Annotated in this window: 14 protein-coding genes; 5 read left to right on the top strand and 9 right to left on the bottom strand. The window is 63.6% G+C overall.

Annotated features, from left to right (window positions below; genetic code table 11):
* Positions 1 to 27 precede the first annotated feature (27 nt).
* From ACTQ1Z_RS07565 to ACTQ1Z_RS07600, 8 genes are read right to left on the bottom strand one after another with little or no spacing between them, the layout of a single operon-like run.
* Positions 28 to 1632, bottom strand: coding sequence for an ATP-binding protein (locus ACTQ1Z_RS07565; RefSeq protein WP_441859958.1), 1605 nt, complete (start codon positions 1630 to 1632; stop codon positions 28 to 30).
* Positions 1633 to 1636: 4 nt separating this feature from the next.
* A complete protein-coding gene (locus ACTQ1Z_RS07570) occupies positions 1637 to 2347 on the bottom strand; it encodes a response regulator transcription factor (RefSeq protein WP_320680512.1) in 711 nt (236 codons plus the stop codon).
* Between the two features lie 9 nt (positions 2348 to 2356).
* Entirely contained in the window at positions 2357 to 3046 is a 690-nt protein-coding gene (locus ACTQ1Z_RS07575; RefSeq protein ID WP_441859960.1) for a phosphate signaling complex PhoU family protein, read from the bottom strand.
* 1 nt (position 3047) lies between these two features.
* Positions 3048 to 3842 carry a phosphate ABC transporter ATP-binding protein PstB gene (gene pstB, locus ACTQ1Z_RS07580; RefSeq protein WP_441859962.1) on the bottom strand — a complete coding sequence of 265 codons (795 nt, stop codon included), beginning with the start codon at positions 3840 to 3842 and terminating at the stop codon, positions 3048 to 3050.
* Positions 3843 to 3846: 4 nt separating this feature from the next.
* A complete protein-coding gene (locus ACTQ1Z_RS07585) occupies positions 3847 to 4695 on the bottom strand; it encodes a phosphate ABC transporter ATP-binding protein (RefSeq protein WP_441859964.1) in 849 nt (282 codons plus the stop codon).
* Positions 4692 to 5789, bottom strand: a complete 1098-nt coding sequence (pstA, locus tag ACTQ1Z_RS07590; RefSeq protein WP_441859966.1) for a phosphate ABC transporter permease PstA — start codon at positions 5787 to 5789, stop codon at positions 4692 to 4694. Before pstA ends, ACTQ1Z_RS07585 begins: the two co-directional genes overlap by 4 nt.
* Positions 5782 to 6684: a phosphate ABC transporter permease subunit PstC gene (gene pstC / locus ACTQ1Z_RS07595; protein ID WP_441859968.1), complete on the bottom strand. Its 903-nt coding sequence runs from the start codon at positions 6682 to 6684 to the stop codon at positions 5782 to 5784. The genes pstA and pstC overlap by 8 nt, the downstream gene beginning before the upstream one ends.
* A 29-nt stretch (positions 6685 to 6713) precedes the next feature.
* On the bottom strand, positions 6714 to 7652 hold the full coding sequence (locus ACTQ1Z_RS07600; RefSeq protein ID WP_441859970.1) for a phosphate ABC transporter substrate-binding protein: 939 nt from the start codon (positions 7650 to 7652) through the stop codon (positions 6714 to 6716).
* Between the two features lie 420 nt (positions 7653 to 8072).
* Here ACTQ1Z_RS07600 and ACTQ1Z_RS07605 point away from each other — a divergent pair, with 420 nt between their 5' ends.
* The 4 genes from ACTQ1Z_RS07605 to ACTQ1Z_RS07620 all read left to right on the top strand — a co-directional run bounded on the left by ACTQ1Z_RS07605 (position 8073) and on the right by ACTQ1Z_RS07620 (position 13657).
* Positions 8073 to 8633 carry a MarR family winged helix-turn-helix transcriptional regulator gene (locus ACTQ1Z_RS07605; protein WP_320680583.1) on the top strand — a complete coding sequence of 187 codons (561 nt, stop codon included), beginning with the start codon at positions 8073 to 8075 and terminating at the stop codon, positions 8631 to 8633.
* Between the two features lie 98 nt (positions 8634 to 8731).
* Positions 8732 to 10588: an ABC transporter ATP-binding protein gene (locus ACTQ1Z_RS07610; RefSeq protein WP_441859998.1), complete on the top strand. Its 1857-nt coding sequence runs from the start codon at positions 8732 to 8734 to the stop codon at positions 10586 to 10588.
* Positions 10581 to 12485, top strand: coding sequence for an ABC transporter ATP-binding protein (locus ACTQ1Z_RS07615; RefSeq protein ID WP_441859973.1), 1905 nt, complete (start codon positions 10581 to 10583; stop codon positions 12483 to 12485). Before ACTQ1Z_RS07610 ends, ACTQ1Z_RS07615 begins: the two co-directional genes overlap by 8 nt.
* 425 nt (positions 12486 to 12910) lie before the next feature.
* Positions 12911 to 13657 (top strand): acyl-[acyl-carrier-protein] thioesterase, encoded by a 747-nt coding sequence (locus ACTQ1Z_RS07620; RefSeq protein WP_320680574.1) that lies wholly within the window; start codon positions 12911 to 12913, stop codon positions 13655 to 13657.
* Positions 13658 to 13903: 246 nt separating this feature from the next.
* Here the strand turns inward: ACTQ1Z_RS07620 and htpG are convergent, their stop codons facing one another.
* Positions 13904 to 15916, bottom strand: a complete 2013-nt coding sequence (htpG, locus tag ACTQ1Z_RS07625) for a molecular chaperone HtpG (protein ID WP_320680572.1) — start codon at positions 15914 to 15916, stop codon at positions 13904 to 13906.
* Positions 15917 to 16795: 879 nt separating this feature from the next.
* Between htpG and ACTQ1Z_RS07630 the strand changes: the two genes are divergently transcribed.
* Complete coding sequence (locus tag ACTQ1Z_RS07630) at positions 16796 to 17506, top strand: hypothetical protein (RefSeq protein ID WP_441859975.1); 711 nt, start codon at positions 16796 to 16798, stop codon at positions 17504 to 17506.
* The last annotated feature ends 25 nt before the right edge of the window (positions 17507 to 17531 follow it).

Genomic DNA, 17531 nt, shown 5'->3' on the forward strand with positions numbered 1-17531 from the left:
CGTCCGAGAATGGCAAGCTGCCAGCGACTAGCCGAGCGCCTCCACGAGCGAGGACTCCGGGAAGGTGACGGTCACGGTGGTGCCGACGCCCTCCTTCGACTCGAGCGCGAGCTTGGCGCCATGATAGGCCGCGGCGTGCTTCACGATGGCGAGGCCCAGGCCCGTGCCGCCACGCTCGCGCGACCGGCTCGCGTCGACGCGATAGAAGCGCTCGAAGACCTTGGCCTGCGCCGCCTCGGGGATGCCCAGGCCGGTATCGGCCACGACGAGGCGCGGGCAGCCGTCGACGACGTCGATGCGGGCATCAACCGTGCCTCCGGCGTGGTTGTAACGAATCGCGTTGTCGCACAGGTTGTAGGCGAGCTCGTCGAGAAGCGACGGGATGCCGCGCACGATGACGGGATCTCCGCTGCAAGTGAGTCTCACGCCGGCCGCCTCCGCCACGGGCGCGAGACGATTGCCGACCTCGCGAAGCGCATGGGCGATATCGACGGGCTCGGCCTTGCCAAGCAGCGAGGTATCACCGGCGCGCTCGGACTCGTCGAGCTTGGAGAGGGTAAGGATGTCGTTCACGAGGTCCGTCATGTGGTGCGCCTCGTCCACGATGCGACCGGCGAACTCCGGCACGTCCTCGGGCTTCGCGATGCCGTCGCGAATGAGCTCCGCCGCACCAGAGATGGTGGAAAGTGGCGTCTTGAGCTCGTGCGTCACGTTCGAGGTGAACTCGCGACGCATGAGGTCCGCGCCGCGGAGCTCCCCCATCTGCTCGTCGATACGCTCGACCAGGGGCTCGAGCTCCACGTAGGAGCCCTCCGGGTCAGGATTCGAGGGATCGATGTCGAGGATGGGTTCCACGAGGCGATCGACGATCAGGCGCGACACGGCCCAGCACACGAGCACCACGGCGGTGACGACAGCAACGGCGAGCAGCACGTCATGCCCGAGTGCCGCCTTGATGCCATCGCGGTCGACGGCGAGGCGCAGCACGTTGCCGTTGTCGAGGCGAACGGCGCGATAGATCTCGACCTTGCCAGACGTGGCCGAGTCTCGCTCCGCAGAACCTTTGCCCGTCTCGAGCGCACTGGCAATCTCGGGGCGGTCGGCGTGGTTGGGCATGCTGTCGACGCTGTTCTGGTTGTCATAGAGCACGGTGCCGTCGGGGCCGACGACGGTCACGCGCACCTCGCCGAGGTCAAGGTTGGTGAGGTGGATGATGTCAGACTGCGTGCCGCGCATGCTCGTCTTGACGAGGGCGCACTCGGTCTCGAGCATGCGGCCGGCATCGCTCACGCCGCTCTTCTGGTAGACGAGCGTGGCGATGACGAGAACCGCGACGGCCGCGATGGCGGACACGGCGGCAAGCGAGACGAAGATGCGGCGCGCAAGTGACTTGCGCCCACGGGCCAGACGCGTACGGAACCTCCGTGGGGAGGAGTCGCCGTCGACATCCGCATCCGCGGCAGGTGCGGCGGGCACGGCATCCGGGGCGGGCACGGCGGGCGCGTCCTTATCCACATCATCCTCACCCGCAGGCGTCACAGCCCCGGTGGCACCGCCGTCATCGACGGCATCAGCCACCTGTTCAGGAAGCTCCTCCTGACCCATCATGCCGTTGGTCGCGTCCTCCGCCATGGCACTAGCCCCTCAATCGGTATCCAACCCCACGCACTGTCTCGATGAGTTCGGCGTGATCGCCGAGCTTCTGGCGCAGCGTCTGGACGTGGACGTCGACCGTGCGGCTACCGCCGTCGAAGTCCCAACCCCACACGCGCTGCAGAAGCGTCTCGCGGTTGAACACCACACCGGGAGACCTCATGAGGAACGATAGCAAATCGAACTCCCTGACGGTGAGATTAAGGGGCTTTCCTTCGAGGGAGACCTCGTGCCTGGAGGGAGAAAGGGACAAAGGTCCCAGATTCATGACGTCGGAGACGGCGGCTGAGGCGACGGCGCGCGACGGGGCGCGGCGCAGCAGGGCGCGCACGCGGCTCACCATCTCCATCATGCCGAAGGGTTTTGCGAGGTAGTCATCCGCTCCGCCGTCGAGGGCGGTCACGGTGTCAAGCTCCGAGTCGCGAGCCGTGAGCATCATAACCGGTACCTGGGAGAGGCCGGGCGTCTGGCGGATTCGCTTTAGGATGGTAAGGCCGTCCGTGTCGGGCAGCATGATGTCGAGAAGCACCGCGTCAGGGATGCGCTCGGCGCAGGCGCGCCTGAACGCCGCGTCATCGGGAAGGCCCTTAGCTTCGATGCCGGCCTGCGACAGCGCATAGACCGTCAGCTCGCGGATGTTCTTCTCGTCCTCGACGTAGTAGATCAACTGGTCGCTCTCCATCCGATCCGCCATCACTTTGGGCTACTCCCCATCCATATTGGCGGCGGAGTGGTCCCCGCCGGTAAGGATACGCTCTCCGGTGGCGCGGAACACCGCCCAATCAGCGATGCGCTGCGCCTGGTCACCGATTCGCTCGAAGTACTTGGCAGCCATGAGCAGCTCCGGGAGGCTGCCGGGCGACGGCTGGCCCTGCCTGATGAGCTCGACGACGACCGCCTCGGCCGCGGCGTACATCTTGTCGAGGACGTCGTCGCTGGCGATGACCTTCTGCGCGAGCTCGACGTTCTTGGTGAGGAACGCCTCGATGCTGTCATCGACCATCTTCGCCGCGTGCTCGCTCATGTGAACGAAGGAGTCGGACAGGCGGGTCGTGACGTCGGAGGGCATCTCGGAGAAGACGAAGGCGACGTCGCGCGTCATGGAGTCGATCTGCGCGAGGTCAGAGACCAGGCGGAACGACGCGGACACGAAGCGCAGGTCCTCTCCGATGAGCGGCTGCTGCATGAGCATGATGTCGAGGCAGAGGCTCTCGATCTCCTGACGGAGGCGATCGGCGGACTTCCTACCTTTGAGGACGCCCGTCTCGGCGCCGCGATCGCCGGAGGCGGCAAGGCCCGCAGCGCGGACGTCCGTCGCGGACTTCTCGGCGAAACGCGCGAGCAGGCCCTCCATGTCGCTCAACTGCCTTGTGAACTCGACTCGGGTAGCCATATCAGCTGAACCTCCCTGAGAGATATTCCTGGGTGCGCTGCTCGCGCGGGTTGGCGAACAGCTCCTTGGTGGGACCGGCCTCGATGAGCTCACCGAGGTAGAAGAACGCGGTCTTGTCGGCGACGCGGGTCGCCTGCTGCATGTTGTGGGTGACGACCACGACGGTGTGCTCGCGCGAGAGCTGCTGCATGAGCTCCTCGACCACGAGGGTCGAGATGGGGTCGAGGGCACTCGTCGGCTCATCCATGAGCAGGACGTCCGGGCTCGTCGCCAGGGCGCGCGCGATGCAAAGGCGCTGCTGCTGGCCTCCGGAGAGGCCCAGACCGCTCTGGTCGAGCTTGTCCTTGACCTCGTCCCAGAGAGCAGCCTCGCTGAGCGTGCGCTCGAGGACCTCGTCCGCCTGGGCGCGAGTGAGGCGCATCATGCGGTTGAGGCCGTAGAGGACGTTGTCGCGGATGCTCATCGGGAACGGGTTGGGGTGCTGGAAGACCATGCCCACGTGGACGCGCAGTGCGTTGGCGTCCATCGCAAAGACATCCTTGCCGGAGAACTCAATCGCGCCCTCGTGGTGCACGGTCTCAACGAAGTCGCACATGCGGTTGAACGTGCGGAGCAGCGTCGACTTTCCGCAGCCAGAGGGGCCGATGAAGGCGGTGCAGCGATGCTCGGGGATGTCGAGCGTGATGTGCTTCAAGGCCTGGAAGTCCCCATACCAGAGATTGAAGTCGCGCGCGTCAATGGCGGATGGGGCGTCCGCGATCGAACGATGGTGCGACTGGGTGAACTCCTTCTCCATCAGATCATCCAAACCTTCCGCTGAGGTAGTCTGCGAGGCGCTCGTCGTGCGGATCCATGAAGATGCGCTTCGTGGGGCCGTCCTCGACCATATCGCCCATGTAGAAGAAGGCCGTGCGATCGCTTACGCGCGTGGCCTGCTCCATGTTGTGCGTCACGATGGCGACGCAGATGCCCGAGTCAGCGATCGAGCGAATCGTCTCCTCCACCGCGAAGGTGGAGATGGGGTCGAGTGCCGAGCAGGGCTCGTCGAACAGCACGACGTCCGGGCTCATCGCGAGGGTGCGCGCGATGCAGAGGCGCTGCTGCTGGCCGCCGGAGAGGCCCAGGCCGCTCTGGTCGAGCTTGTCCTTGACCTCGTCCCAGAGAGCAGCCTGGCGAAGCGAACGCTCGACGAGCTCGTCGGCCTCCTCACGGCTGGCGACACGGCCGTGGCGGCGCGGCGCGAACAGGATGTTCTCGCGAATGGACTTGCGGAACGGCGTCGGCTGCTGGAACACCATGCCGATGCTCGTACGCAGCTGGAAGAGGTTCTCCTCGCGCGTGTTGATGTTGCGGCCGTGGTAGAGGATCTCTCCGCCCACGTCGCACTTAGGAATCTCACGGTTCATGAGGTTGAGGCAGCGCAGGAAGGTCGACTTGCCGCATCCGGAGGGGCCGATGAGCGCCGTCACCTGGCCGGCGTCAAAGCCGAGCGTGGTGGGGTGCAGGGCCTCCTTGACGTGGTCATAGCGCACGGTGACGCCACGGGCGCGAAGGAGGTGGTCGGCGGAGGCGTTGCCCTCGGCAGCGGCGGGCGCGACGGCCCCCTCGCGCTGGGCCCCGTCGAGGCCCTCGGTCATGGTCTGGCTCATTCGCTCGTCAGCCTCCTCGCAAGGACCTTGCCAGCGAGACGCGCAAGGACGTTGAACAGCAGCACGCAGATGATCAGCACCGCGGCCGTACCCCAGACGATCTCGTCGTTGCCGGGCGTGGGCTCCATCTTGAGCTTCCAGATGTGGACGGCCAGCGTCTCTGCCGGGCGGAAGATGTTCCAGGGGCTACGCGGGCTCGTGATGGCGGCGCCGAAGTTGATGCGCGCGGCGGCGGAACCAGAGGTGAAGATCAGCGCCGCGGCCTCGCCAAACACGCGACCGGCAGAGATGACGATGCCGGTGACGATGGCGGGCATGGCGGCGGGGAGAAGCACGTTGAGCGTGGTCTCCCAGCGTGTGAGGCCCATGGCGAGCGCGGCGTCACGCTGCGAGCGTGGCACGTCGGAGAGCGCCTGTTGGATGACGCGCACGAGAATGGGGATGTTGAACATCGTGAGCGCGAGCGCGCCGGCGATAATCGAGATGCCCCAGTGGAGCACCACGACGAAGAACAGGCTGCCGAACATGCCCACAACGATGGAGGGCAGGCTCGAGAGGGTCTCGATCGCGGTGGAAGCGGCGCTCGTGATCCAGTTGTCGGGCGCGTACTCCACGAGGAAGATGGCCGCGCCCAGGCTGATGGGCACGCTGATGAGCAGCGTGATGATCAGCATGTAGAACGAGTCGAACAGCTGGAAGGCGATGCCGGGAAGCTCCTCGTCAGACGAGGCGTTCGTGAGAAATCCCGGCTGGACGACCTTCCACAGGCCACGAGCGAGGATGTAGATGACGATGGCGGCAAGCAGCGCCAACACGAGGCCGACGATGACAGTGAGCACGCCGGTCGCGATCTTGTCCTGACGACCGATCTTCGCCGCATGGGCGTCGAGGTCGACACCGGACATGACGTCGGGGCCGGTCGGGGTGCCGGAAGCCCCGGCGGAGGAGGCGCCGCCAGCGAAGGTGCCCTTCTCGGAAACGCCGGGCGTGACGTGGGCGGCCGCGGCGGACACGGCGTCGGATGCCGCGTGGGCGACGGCATCGACGCCGGAGGACATGGCGCCAGTGGCACAGGTCGAGTTTGCGTTAACCATTCGCCTTCGCTCCCCTCTTGCCAATAACGTGGATGATCATGATGAACAAGAGTGACATGCCCATGAGCAGAAGTCCCAGGCTCCAGAGGGCGTGGTACTCGACCGAGCCCGTCGTCGCGTTGGAAAGACCGCTCGTGAGGGCCGTCGTGAGCGTGGCCGCGGGATCAAGCAGGCCGTTGGGCATGGCCTTCTCGACGCCGCCGATGACCATCTGCACGGCGAGCGTCTCGCCGAAGGCGCGCGTCATGCCGAGAATGACCGCGGTGAGCAAGCTCGGGAGGGCGCTCTTGAGGACAACGTGCGTGACGGTCTGCCAGCGGGTGCAGCCGAGGGCGTAGGAGCCCTCGCGATACTGGTTGGGCACGGCGGCGAGAGCGTCGATTGAAAGCGTCGTCACCGTGGGCAGAATCATGACCGCGAGGACGATGGCACCCGAGAGGATGCCGGCGCCGGTGCCCGCCGCGTCGCCGAAGATCGAGCGCATCGCGGCGTTGACCACCGTGAGACCGATGAGGCCATAGACGACGCTGGGGATGCCCACGAGGAGCTCGACCAGAGGCTGGAAGACTTTGCGGCCGAAGACCGGCCTGACCTCGACCACGAAGATCGCCGAGCCCAGGGCAACGGGAAGCGCGAAGAGCGTCGAGAGGATCGTGACGGAGAACGATCCCACGATGAGGGGCAGCGCGCCGTAGCGGCCGTCGGTCGGAATCCAGTTCTGTCCCGAAATGAAGCTACCGAAGTCAACGCCGTCAACGAAGAACGTGGTGAGACCCTGCTCGGCGACCATGACGATGAGGGTCAAAACAACAAGGGCCACGAGGGCCACGCAGGCCCCCGTGAGCCCCAGTCCAACGTTCTCCAGGCTTCGCTTCGGCATAAGCTGCTTTGCCATGTGCGAGTCCTTTGGATGGAGTGTCTAGGCTAGGCGGCGGAGATGGTGCCGGAAGCGTCCTTCTTGACCTTCATGCCGGTCAGAGGGATGAAGCCCTTCTCCTCGACGAGGGAGCCCTGGACGTCATCGGAGAGCATGTACTCGATGAAGGCCTTGGTGACCTCATCGGCGTCCTGAGCGACGTACATGTGCTCGTAGGACCAGATCTTGAAGTCGCCGGACTCGACGTTCTCGGCCTTAGGCTCGACGCCGTCGACCTTGAGGGCCTTGAACTTGGAGTCATCGTAGTAGGAGAAGGCAAGGTAGGAGATGGCGCCAGCGGTCTGCTGGAGCTTCTCGACGACGGTGCCGGAGGAGTCTTCCTCGGCGACCGGCTTGAAGGAGTCGGGCACGGTGGCGCCGGCGAGGACGGCGCTCTCGAAAGTGGCGCGGGTGCCGGAGCCAGCCTTGCGGTTGATGACCTGGATCGGGCCGGCGGTGCCGCCAACCTGGCTCCAGTCGGTGATCTCGCCGGTGAAGATGCCACGGAGCTGCTCGGTGGTGAGGCCGTCAACGTCGACGTCGCTGTTCACGACAGGACCCATGCCCACGACGGCGACCTGGTTGTCGACGAGCTTGGCGGCGTCGGCGGCCTCAAGCTTCTCCTCGGCGAAGATATCGGAACGGCCGATCTGGGCCTTGCCATCCTTGACGTCGGAGAGACCCTGGCCGGAGCCACCACCGGAGATGGTGATGTTGACGTTGGCGTTGGCATCCATGAAGGCGTTGGCGGCGTCCTCGACGAGCGGCTGGAAGCTCGTGGCGCCCGAGCAGGTGATGGAGCCGGAGAGGTCGGCGGCAGCCTCGGAGGAAGCGGCTGCCGTTTTGGCGGCACCGGAGCCACCGCAGCCGACGAGGCCGAGACCGGCGACGGCGGTGAGGCTGCCGGCAAGACCGAGGAACTGACGACGAGACATGTCCATGCTCATGGTTCTCCTTTGTATCTATGAGCGTTGCGGCTTGGCCTCTGGACACCGAGTCTTGTGGCCCGTGGAGGCGTTTCCGCTTTCCAAGACGAGACTCTACGGGCCGGCCCGTGCGCGATCATCGTAATCTGCCAGGCCTTACGAGCGGGTGACGCGCCCTTACGTACTGATGACCCGCGCTTACGTTGCGCTTACAAACGCACAGCCAAGACGCGGCTCATCGCGCGCGGCCGGCTCAGCACGCGCGGCTGACCTAAGCGCGTGGCCGGCTCATCGCGCGCGGCCGACCTAAGCACGCTGAAACTAGGCACGTAAAGTGCATGTAAAAATAATTAGGTTCCAAATCATTAGGTACCTTGACTATTTCTCAGCAGACTCCTAGACTTCTTCCGTCACATTCGAAGAACCGTAGAAAGGAGGCCCATGGAGCAGCAAGATGCGGAGGGCTTCACCCAATGCGGAAGAGTCGAATCCAGACCCCTCCCCACCACGGATGACCCGTTCCGCCCACGTTGGATGGATATCGCAGACCCCTGCGAGCGCCAGTGCGCGCACATCGTGGACATGCTTGGTTTCTGCGGCCACTACATCCACATTCACGGTGGCGGGCGGTCGGGTCGCGCGCCCATCATCTGCGCCCTTCTCAAGCACGGCGACGCCATGCCCCAGCGTGAGCTCATGAACATGTTCGACCTCAAGGCCGGCTCCCTTTCGGAGGTCCTCGCAAAAATCGAGCGCGACGGCCTCATCGAGCGCACGCGCGACCCGCAAGACCGTCGCCAGCTCATCGTTCAGCTCACGCCCGAGGGCCACGCACAGGCGCTTGAGGAGCAGACGCGCCGCGAAGGCTTCCGCGCGGGCGCCCTCACCTGCCTCACCCAGGAGCAGCGCAACGAACTAGAAAACATGCTTGACCTCGTCAAAGAGCACTGGAAGTCGATCGACCCGTATGAGAAGGGGGATTGCCCATGCAGCAAGAACTAGACGCGAATCAGCAGGCACCCGGCACCGGTGCGAGCGCCGCCGGCAGCAAGTCCGCCGTCAAAACGAAGGCGGATTACGGTGCCATCATGCGCAACCTCATGAGCAGCGTCCGCGAGTACAAGCGCTACTCCGTCGCCACGCCCCTGCTCGTGCTCGGCGAGGTCATCTGCGAGATGGCGATCCCGTTCCTCACCGCGTCGCTCATCGACCAGATCAAGGTCGAGGCCACGGTGCCGGAGCTCATGCAACCCGCCGCGATCCTCGTGGCGCTCGCCTTGCTCTCCCTCGCGTTCGGCACGGCCGCCGGCATCACCTGCAGCCACGCTAGCTGCGGCTTCGCCAAGAACCTGCGCCACGACATGTTCTACAACATCCAGCGCTTCAGTTTCGCCAACATCGACGAGTTCTCCTCGAGCTCGCTCGTGACGCGCCTCACCACCGATATCAACAACGTCCAGCAGGCGTTCATGATGATCATCCGCATCGCCGTCCGCTCGCCGCTGTGCCTCATCTTCGCCTTCGCGATGGCAACGGCCATGGGCGGCCCGCTCGCGCTCATCTACGTGGTGCTCATCCCGTTCCTGGCGTTCGGCCTGTTCTACATCATCCACCTCGTCCGCCCCATCTTCTCGCGCGTCTTCCACAAGTACGACGCCCTCAACGAGTCCGTCGAGGAGAACGTCACCGGCATGCGCGTCGTGAAGAGCTACGTGCGCGAGGACTACGAGAAGGCCAAGTTCGCCCACGCCGCCCGCGACGTCCGCGATGACTTCACGCGCGCCGAGAAGCTGCTCGCCTTTAACAACCCGATGATGATGATCACCGTCAATATCACGTGGGTCGTGCTTATCTACCTGGGCTCCAAGGTCATCATCACCAGTAATGCCACCCTCTTCGATGTGGGCCAGCTCTCCGCGATCTTCACCTATGGCTTCCAGATCCTCATGAGTCTCATGCAGCTCTCGATGATCTTCGTCATGGTCACGATGGCGGACGAGTCCGCGCGACGCATCAACGAGGTGCTCGAGGCAGAGCCCACCATCGCGGCTCCCGCCTCCCCCGTCACCGAGGTCGCGGACGGTTCGATCGACTTCAGCCACGTGAGCTTCAAGTACTCCGCCCGCGCCGAGCGCCGCGCCCTCTCCGACATCGACCTCCACATCAAGAGCGGCGAGACCATCGGCATCATCGGCGGTACGGGCTCCTCCAAGTCCACGCTCGTGAACCTGATCGCGCGCCTCTATGATGCGACCGAGGGCACCGTGCGCGTCGGCGGCGTCGACGTCCGCGACTATGACCTCGAGACGCTTCGCACGAACGTCGCCATGGTGCTCCAGAAGAACGTGCTGTTCAGCGGCACCATCGCCGAGAACCTGCGCTGGGGCGACGAGAACGCGACAGACGAGGAGGTCGCCGCGGCCGCCCACCTCGCCTGCGCGGACGAGTTCGTCGACGGCTTCCCCGAGGGCTACAACACCTGGATCGAGCAGGGAGGCTCCAACGTCTCCGGTGGCCAGAAGCAGCGCCTCTGCATCGCACGAGCCCTTCTCCGCCGCCCGAAGGTCCTGATTCTCGACGACTCCACGAGCGCCGTCGACACCAAGACCGACGCCAAGATTCGCGAGGGTCTCGCTACCTACCTGCCCGAGACTACCAAGCTCATCATCGCCCAGCGTATCTCGAGCGTCGAAGACGCAGACCGCATCGTGGTAATGGAGGGCGGCCACATCTCCGACATCGGCACGCACGACGAGCTCATGGGCCGCTGCGCCATCTATCTCGAGACGTACACTTCGCAGAACAAGATGGGCACGGACGAGGCAGACGTCGAGGCCGCCGAGGGCTCGGGCGCCGAGGCGCGCGCCAACGCAACCGCCACGTCCGACGCAACCGTCACGCCAGCCGTAACCGCAACCCCTGCCAATGCCGAGAAGGGAGGCGAGGCCAATGAGTAAGCAGCAGCCCAAGCGCCCGCAGGCCAAGGCCGGCACCGCTCTGCGCCTCATCAAGACGATCTTCTCGTTCTACCCGCGCCGACTCTCCCTCGTCGTCGTATGTCTCGCCATCGCCGCCATCACCAACTCGTTTGGCGCCGTGTTCCTCCAGGGTGCCCTCGAAATCATCTCCACCTACGGGGCGTCTGGCGACTGGGCTTCGGCACAGCCCGAGATCTTCCGCCTCGTCTCTACGCTCGCCCTGGTCTATCTCATGGGCGTCATTGCCTCGCTCATCTGGAACCGCTCAATGGCGACCATCACGCAGGGCACGCTCGAGCAACTTCGCGAGAAGATGTTCAATCGCATGCAGGACCTGCCGATCAGCTACTTCGACACCAACCAGCGTGGCGACATCATGAGCCACTACACCAACGACATCGATGCCACCCGCCAGATGATCTCGCAGTCGCTGCCGAACCTCTTCCAGACCAGCATCGTCATCACCACGGTGTTCATCATCATGCTCTACTACTCCGTGTGGATGTGCATCGTCATCGTCGCCGGCGTCGCGTTCATGGTTGCCATGACGCGCCTGCTTGGCTCCAAGTCCGCCCGCTTCTTCGTGGCACAGCAGAAGGAGCTCGGCGTGGTCGAGGGCCAGGTCGAGGAGATCATGAACGGCCAGAAGGTCGTCAAGGCGTTCTGCCACGAAGCCGCCGCCGAGAAGGACTTCGACCGCTTCAACCAGCACCTCTTCGAGGTCTCCCAGCAGGCCAACATGTATGGCAACATCCTCATGCCCGTGCTTATGAACATCGGCAACCTGCTCTACGTCATCGTCGCGCTCGCCGGCGGCCTGTTCCTCGCCCTCGACGTGCCCAACCTGTCGCTCTCTGGCATGGCGCTCTCCATCGCCGTGGTTGTCCCGTTCCTCAACATGACCAAGCAGTTCTGCGGCCAGATCGGCCAGATCTCCCAGCAGATCAACTTCGTCGTCATGGGCCTCGCCGGCGCCAATCGCATCTTCGACCTCATCGACGAGAAGCCCGAGGAGGACGAGGGCTACGTCACGCTCGTCAACCTGGGCGTCGAGAAGGGCGAGCTCGTCGAGTCCGAGAAGCGCACGGGCCTCTGGGGCTGGAAGCACCCGCACCACGACGGCACCACCACCTACACGCCCCTTCGCGGAGACGTGCGCATGGAGGACGTCGACTTTGGCTACACGCCCGAACACCAGGTGCTTTACGGGGTCTCCGTCTATGCCAAGCCGGGCCAGAAGGTCGCCTTCGTGGGTGCCACCGGCGCGGGCAAGACCACGATCACCAACCTCATCAACCGCTTCTACGACATCGCCGACGGCAAGATCCGCTACGACGGCATTAACGTGAACAAGATCCGCAAGGCAGACCTGCGCCGTTCGCTCGGCGTGGTGCTCCAGGACGTGAACCTGTTCACTGGCACCGTGATGGACAATATCCGCTACGGCAAGCTCGACGCGACCGATGCCGAGTGCATCGCCGCCGCCAAGCTTGCTGGCGCCGATGACTTCATCACCCGCCTGCCCGAGGGCTACAACACGATGCTCACCGGCAACGGCAGCCAGCTCTCGCAGGGCCAGCGCCAGCTCATCTCCATCGCCCGCGCCGCCGTGGCGGACCCGCCCGCGATGATCCTGGACGAGGCCACGAGCTCAATCGACACGCGCACCGAGGCCATCGTGCAGAAGGGCATGGACGCGCTCATGCAGGGCCGCACCACCTTCGTCATCGCGCACCGACTCTCTACCGTGCGCAACTCCGACGTGATCATCTGCCTCGACCACGGTCATGTGATCGAGCGCGGCAACCACGACGAGCTCATCGCCAAGAAGGGCTATTACTACCAGCTCTACACCGGCGCCTTCGAGCTGGAGTAGCGGCGACGGGGCGCGTCCCGGTCACCGGCCACGCCGGTGCAGCTGGGCACGTCCCAGTTTCCGGGCACGTCCCAGTTTCCGGGCACGTCCCAGTTTCCGGGCACGCCCCAGCGAGGTGGCAGGTAGCCTCCTCACCGACAAGTAACGCCCCGTGGCGCGTTCACCATGGCGTCGCGGGGCTTTTTGTTCGACAGGGGCACGGCGGGCCGAGCGGCTGGCCCAGGCGCGTCGCCGCCCAATCGTTCCTCGCCGCCCGGCGGTTTGGTGACGCAGCCGCGGCGCGTGCCGGCGGTAGAGCCCGCCACCCCGCCGGCCAGGACCTGTCACCCGGCGGCCAGGACCCGCCACCCCGCCGGCTTTCCAGCGCGTTAACAAAACAGAGGACAACCCCTGACGGATAAAATACCGGGGAGAATTGGAGTCACATGTATTCGTTCACCAGTCGAGTGAGGTACAGCGAGATAGACGAGACGGGTAAGCTATCCATTCCCTCTCTCGTCAACTACCTGCAGGATTGCACCACGTTTGGAAGCGAGGAGCTCGGACTGGGACCGGCGCACACCGCCGAGACGGGGCTCGCCTGGCTGCTCAGCGCCTGGAAGATCGACATTGCCGAGCTTCCAAGCTTCGGCGATGAGATTCGCGTGAGCACCTGGGCGACGGGCTTCAAGGGCCTGCGCGCCAGCCGTAACTTCACCGTCTGCCGCGCGAGCGACGATGCGGCAGCCCATCCCCTTGTGCGCGCCGATTCGAGCTGGTTCATGTTCGACGCCAACAAGGGCCGCCCCATTCGCATTCCGGAGAGCGAGTCCGCCCCCTACGTCGAGGACGCTCGCAACGACTCGCCGCTCGATCTACCGCCCATCCAGCGCGTGGTTCGTATTGAAGGCGAAGGCCAAGCTTGCGCCCCCATCACGGTAACCGGCGCGCACATCGACACGAATCATCACGTCAACAACGCGCAGTACGTGAGCCTTGCGCTTGGCGTACTTGAAGAGGGCGAGGCCTCCACCCCCTGCGCGCTCGATGTCCACTACAGCCGCGCCGCCAAGCTCGGTGACACCATCTACCCGCACATTCACCGTGAATTCCCCGCTGACGGCAGCATGTCCAGCATCGTCACCCTCGATGACGAGGCCGGATCACCCTATGCCATCGTTCGCCTAGGCTAGCCCAGCACTCGCAACATGTCGACATAACAAGGCGGGGCCTCGCACACGCGAAACCCCGCCGTTTTCATGGCTATTGCATCCGCGGTCTGCAAAGCGGGCGCGCCGACACAGTCCAACCGCGCCCGCGATCCGCGCGCCAGGCCGACGGCAGCCGCATCACCTCGCCGCGCCCGCGGCTCCAGGCAGATCCGACGCCAGCCGCACCACCTCGCCGCACCCACGGCCGCGAACGTGCCCAAACCGAAACTACATCAGCTCGCAGACCCTCTGGGCAAATTCCACCGGATCATCGGGCAGAATGCCCTCGACAAGCAGCGCCTGGTCATACAGCAGGCCCGCGTACTTGGTGAGCTTGTCGGTATCACCAGCCTCCTGGGCGGCCTTGAGCTTGTCGAAGACCGGGTGCTTGGCGTTGAGCTCGAGCACGCGCTGGGCCTTCGGAGCGTCCGCCGCGTCCGGGCCAGCCGCAAGGACCTTCTCCATCTCGAGCGTAAGCGGGCCCTCAGAGGTAATCGCCGCGGGGGCGTCAGTCAGGCGCGCGGACACCGTGACCTTCGTGACCTTCTCGCCCAGAGCGTCCTTCATTGCCTTGAAGAGGTCCTCGTTATCCTTCGTGGCCTCCTCGGCAGCCTTCTTCTCGTCCTCCGTGGCAAAGTCGACGTCACCAGCGGCAACGTTCTTGAGCTCGAGCGAACGATCCTCGACCTCGGGCTCCGCGCCATCGGCGACGGCCTTCTCTGCGGCCTCGCGCGCAGCGTCATCCTCGTAAGTCTTAGGCAGGCCCTTGGCTTCATAGGCACGCATGGACTGGAAGGTAAACTCATCCACGTCAGCGGTGCAGAGCAGGACGTCAAAGCCGTGATCGAGAGCGGCCTTTACGACAGGCATCTTCGCCAGGCGCTCGCGAGAGTCGCCAGCAGCATAGTAGACAGCCTTCTGACCAGCAGGCATGGCCTTCGCATATTCGGCGAGAGTAACCATCTTCTGCTCGCGAGCACTCCAGAAGAGCAGGAGGTCTGCGAGCTCAGAGGCCTTCATGCCATAGCTCGAATAGATGCCGTACTTGAGGCCGCGGCCGAAGTTCTCGAAGAACTTCTCGTAGGCCTCGCGATCCTGGTCACGCATCGCCTCGAGCTCGCTCGTGACCTTCTTCTCGATGCGCTTGGCGATAGCCTTGAGCTGGCGATTCTGCTGCAGCGTCTCACGCGAAATGTTCAGCGTGACATCCGGCGAATCCACGATCCCGCGCACGAAGTTGTAGTAGTCAGGCAGGAGGTCGGCGCACTTCTCCATGATCAGGACGTTGGAGCTATAGAGCGCAAGGCCCTTCTCGTAATCCTTGCTGTAGAGGTCGAACGGAGCCTTGCCCGGCACGAACAGCAGCGCATCATACTCAAGCGCGCCCTCGGCGTGGAAGGTGATGGTGCGCGCCGGATCCTCCCAATCATGGAAGGTGGACTTGTAGAACTCGTCGTAATCCTTCTGCTCGACGTCGCGCTTCTTCCAGATCGGCGTCATGGAGTTGATGGTCTCGAGCTCTGTGTAGTCCTCGTACTCAGGGGTGTAGTCCTCCGGAGCGTCCTCGGGCTTGGGCTTCTGACGGCTCTTGGTGACCATCATCTGGATGGGATGGCGCACGTAGTTGCTGTACTGGCGGATAAGCTCCTTGAGGGTCCACTCTTCGAGGAAGCGACTGTAGCGCTCGCCTTCCGCGCCATCCGTGCCTTCGACGTCATCCTTTAGGATAAGGATGACGTCAGTACCACAGTGATCGCGCTCGGCATCTGAAATGGTGTAGCCCTCGAGGCCGTCGCTCACCCACTCATGCGCGACATCCTCGCCAGCAGCGCGGGTCACCACGCGAACCTCCTTGGCGACCATGAAGGCAGAATAGAAGCCAACACCAAACTGGCCAATGATATCGACGTCGTCACCCTGGTGCTCAGCATTCTCCGCCTTGAACTCCTCAGAACCCGAGTGTGCAATCGTGCCGAGGTTCTTCTCGAGCTCCTCCTCCGTCATGCCAAGGCCGTTGTCCGAGATGGTGAGGGTATGCGCTTCCTTGTCAGGCGTCACGCGAATGGCGAGGCTGTCCTCGTCGAGATTAATCGCAGAATCCGTGAGGCTGCGAAGATAGAGCTTGTCCTCGGCGTCAGACGCATTGGAAATGAGCTCTCGGAGGAAGATCTCCTTGTTGGTGTAAATCGAGTTGATCATAAGGTCGAGGAGCTTCTTGCTCTCTGTCTTGAACTTTCGCATGTGCAGGCCTCCCGAGACGAGCGACGCGGTGAGTTACGACCACACGGGCCGTGGCTCGCAAATCTACTAATGGTTGACTTAGGTTTTATATCCCAAATATGCGCAAGTAATCAGTGAAAGCGTGATTCTGTCGCCATTAGCACTCTGACGACCCGTCGAATCGCACTTCCCAAACCTCCGCGGCAGTCAAATAGCGCGATCCGCCCACAATTTCTTGCGGAATGAGCTTTAGCGGAGCCGAAATGACGTGGCAAAAACGTGTCGCATCAAGTAGTCGCCATCAAGCGAAAAGTAAAGGTGCAGGTAAACGACTTGTCGTATTTCGGTCTACTCAGGGGGTCGCGTTTTAGCCACGTCATTTCGTCTAATTTAGTTTCATGGCGGACGAAACTGGCTCCAGAAGACTCACCATATTGGCAAGTAGCCACCACCCGAGCCCGCAAACGCCCTATAATCACTCGACAAGTCAAAGATCCCCATCGAAAACAAGCGACCTGCGCGCGGCATTGCCACATGCAGATCGCCAGATCGATTGGGGTTAACGTGGACAGGATTCTTTGCTCGATCACAGCGTTTCGATACCATCAGGTTCCGCCGCAGGTCCTCGCCTTATATCCGCCGATGCCGGACACGTTTCGTGACCCTGTCCATCGCAACATATCCTGCAGTCCCGTCGTCACGGATTTGCTCAAAGCGCCAATCCACAAGCTTTCTAGCGCGCGAAAACCCAATAGGACCTCGAAGCTCTATCGCACGCACTCGCTAAGCCGAGAGCTACCGTTCGGCGGCGTTCTTGACACAAACCACAACTTCCAGGTGACATCGCCAGCGCTCACGCTGCTCGGACTTGCGGCGCAGCTCGCTCCTGCGCAGCTGCTCATGGCAACCTACGAGCTTTGCGGAACCTACTCGACTTTCATGCCTTGCGAACGCACGGAGAGCTTGCTTTCCGAGGCGCTCGCACAACGATTCCTCTCCCCCTTCGATGGCTGGCGGCGTGTCACTGGATCTAGCGGAAGCCCGCTTGACCTTTGGAAACGCAGCCCGCTCTTGAGCGTTGAAGAGCTCAAGAAAAACACTCTCCAACTCGAGGGGTTTCACGGCGTGAAGCGTCTTCGCTGGGCCGCTTCTCACATGACCGGGGTTTGCGCATCTCCGTTCGAGGCGCAGGTATCCATTCTTCTCGGCCTTCCCAGGGCGAGCGGGGGCCTCGGCCTTGCGTTCACAAACAACCGGCGCATCGAATTGTCCGGACAAGCACAGGCTCTCTATCAGAAAACTTGCTGCTACGCGGATCTATTCTTCGAGGGTACAGAGACTCGTCGGCCCATCGCGCTCGAATGTCAGGGGGCATCGGTTCACGGCGGAGAGGCCGCATCCCTGAATGACGCGGCGCGAACGGCGGCGCTCCAGCTCATGGGAGTGGAGGTCATCCCCATTACACACGAGCAGATTAGGCAGTCGGACGGCTGGAGTGCCATCAAGCGGCTTCTCGAACTCAAGCTCGGAATCGATACCGGGAAAGCGGCGAGACAGAAGCGCGCCGAGACCAACCTGCGCTACGACCTGTTTGAGAGGTCCATAGCCTAGGTGCGACTGCGGGACGCAGGTGGCC

Source organism: Parolsenella sp. LCP21S3_E11, from assembly GCF_052118165.1.
Taxonomy (GTDB): domain Bacteria; phylum Actinomycetota; class Coriobacteriia; order Coriobacteriales; family Atopobiaceae; genus Parolsenella.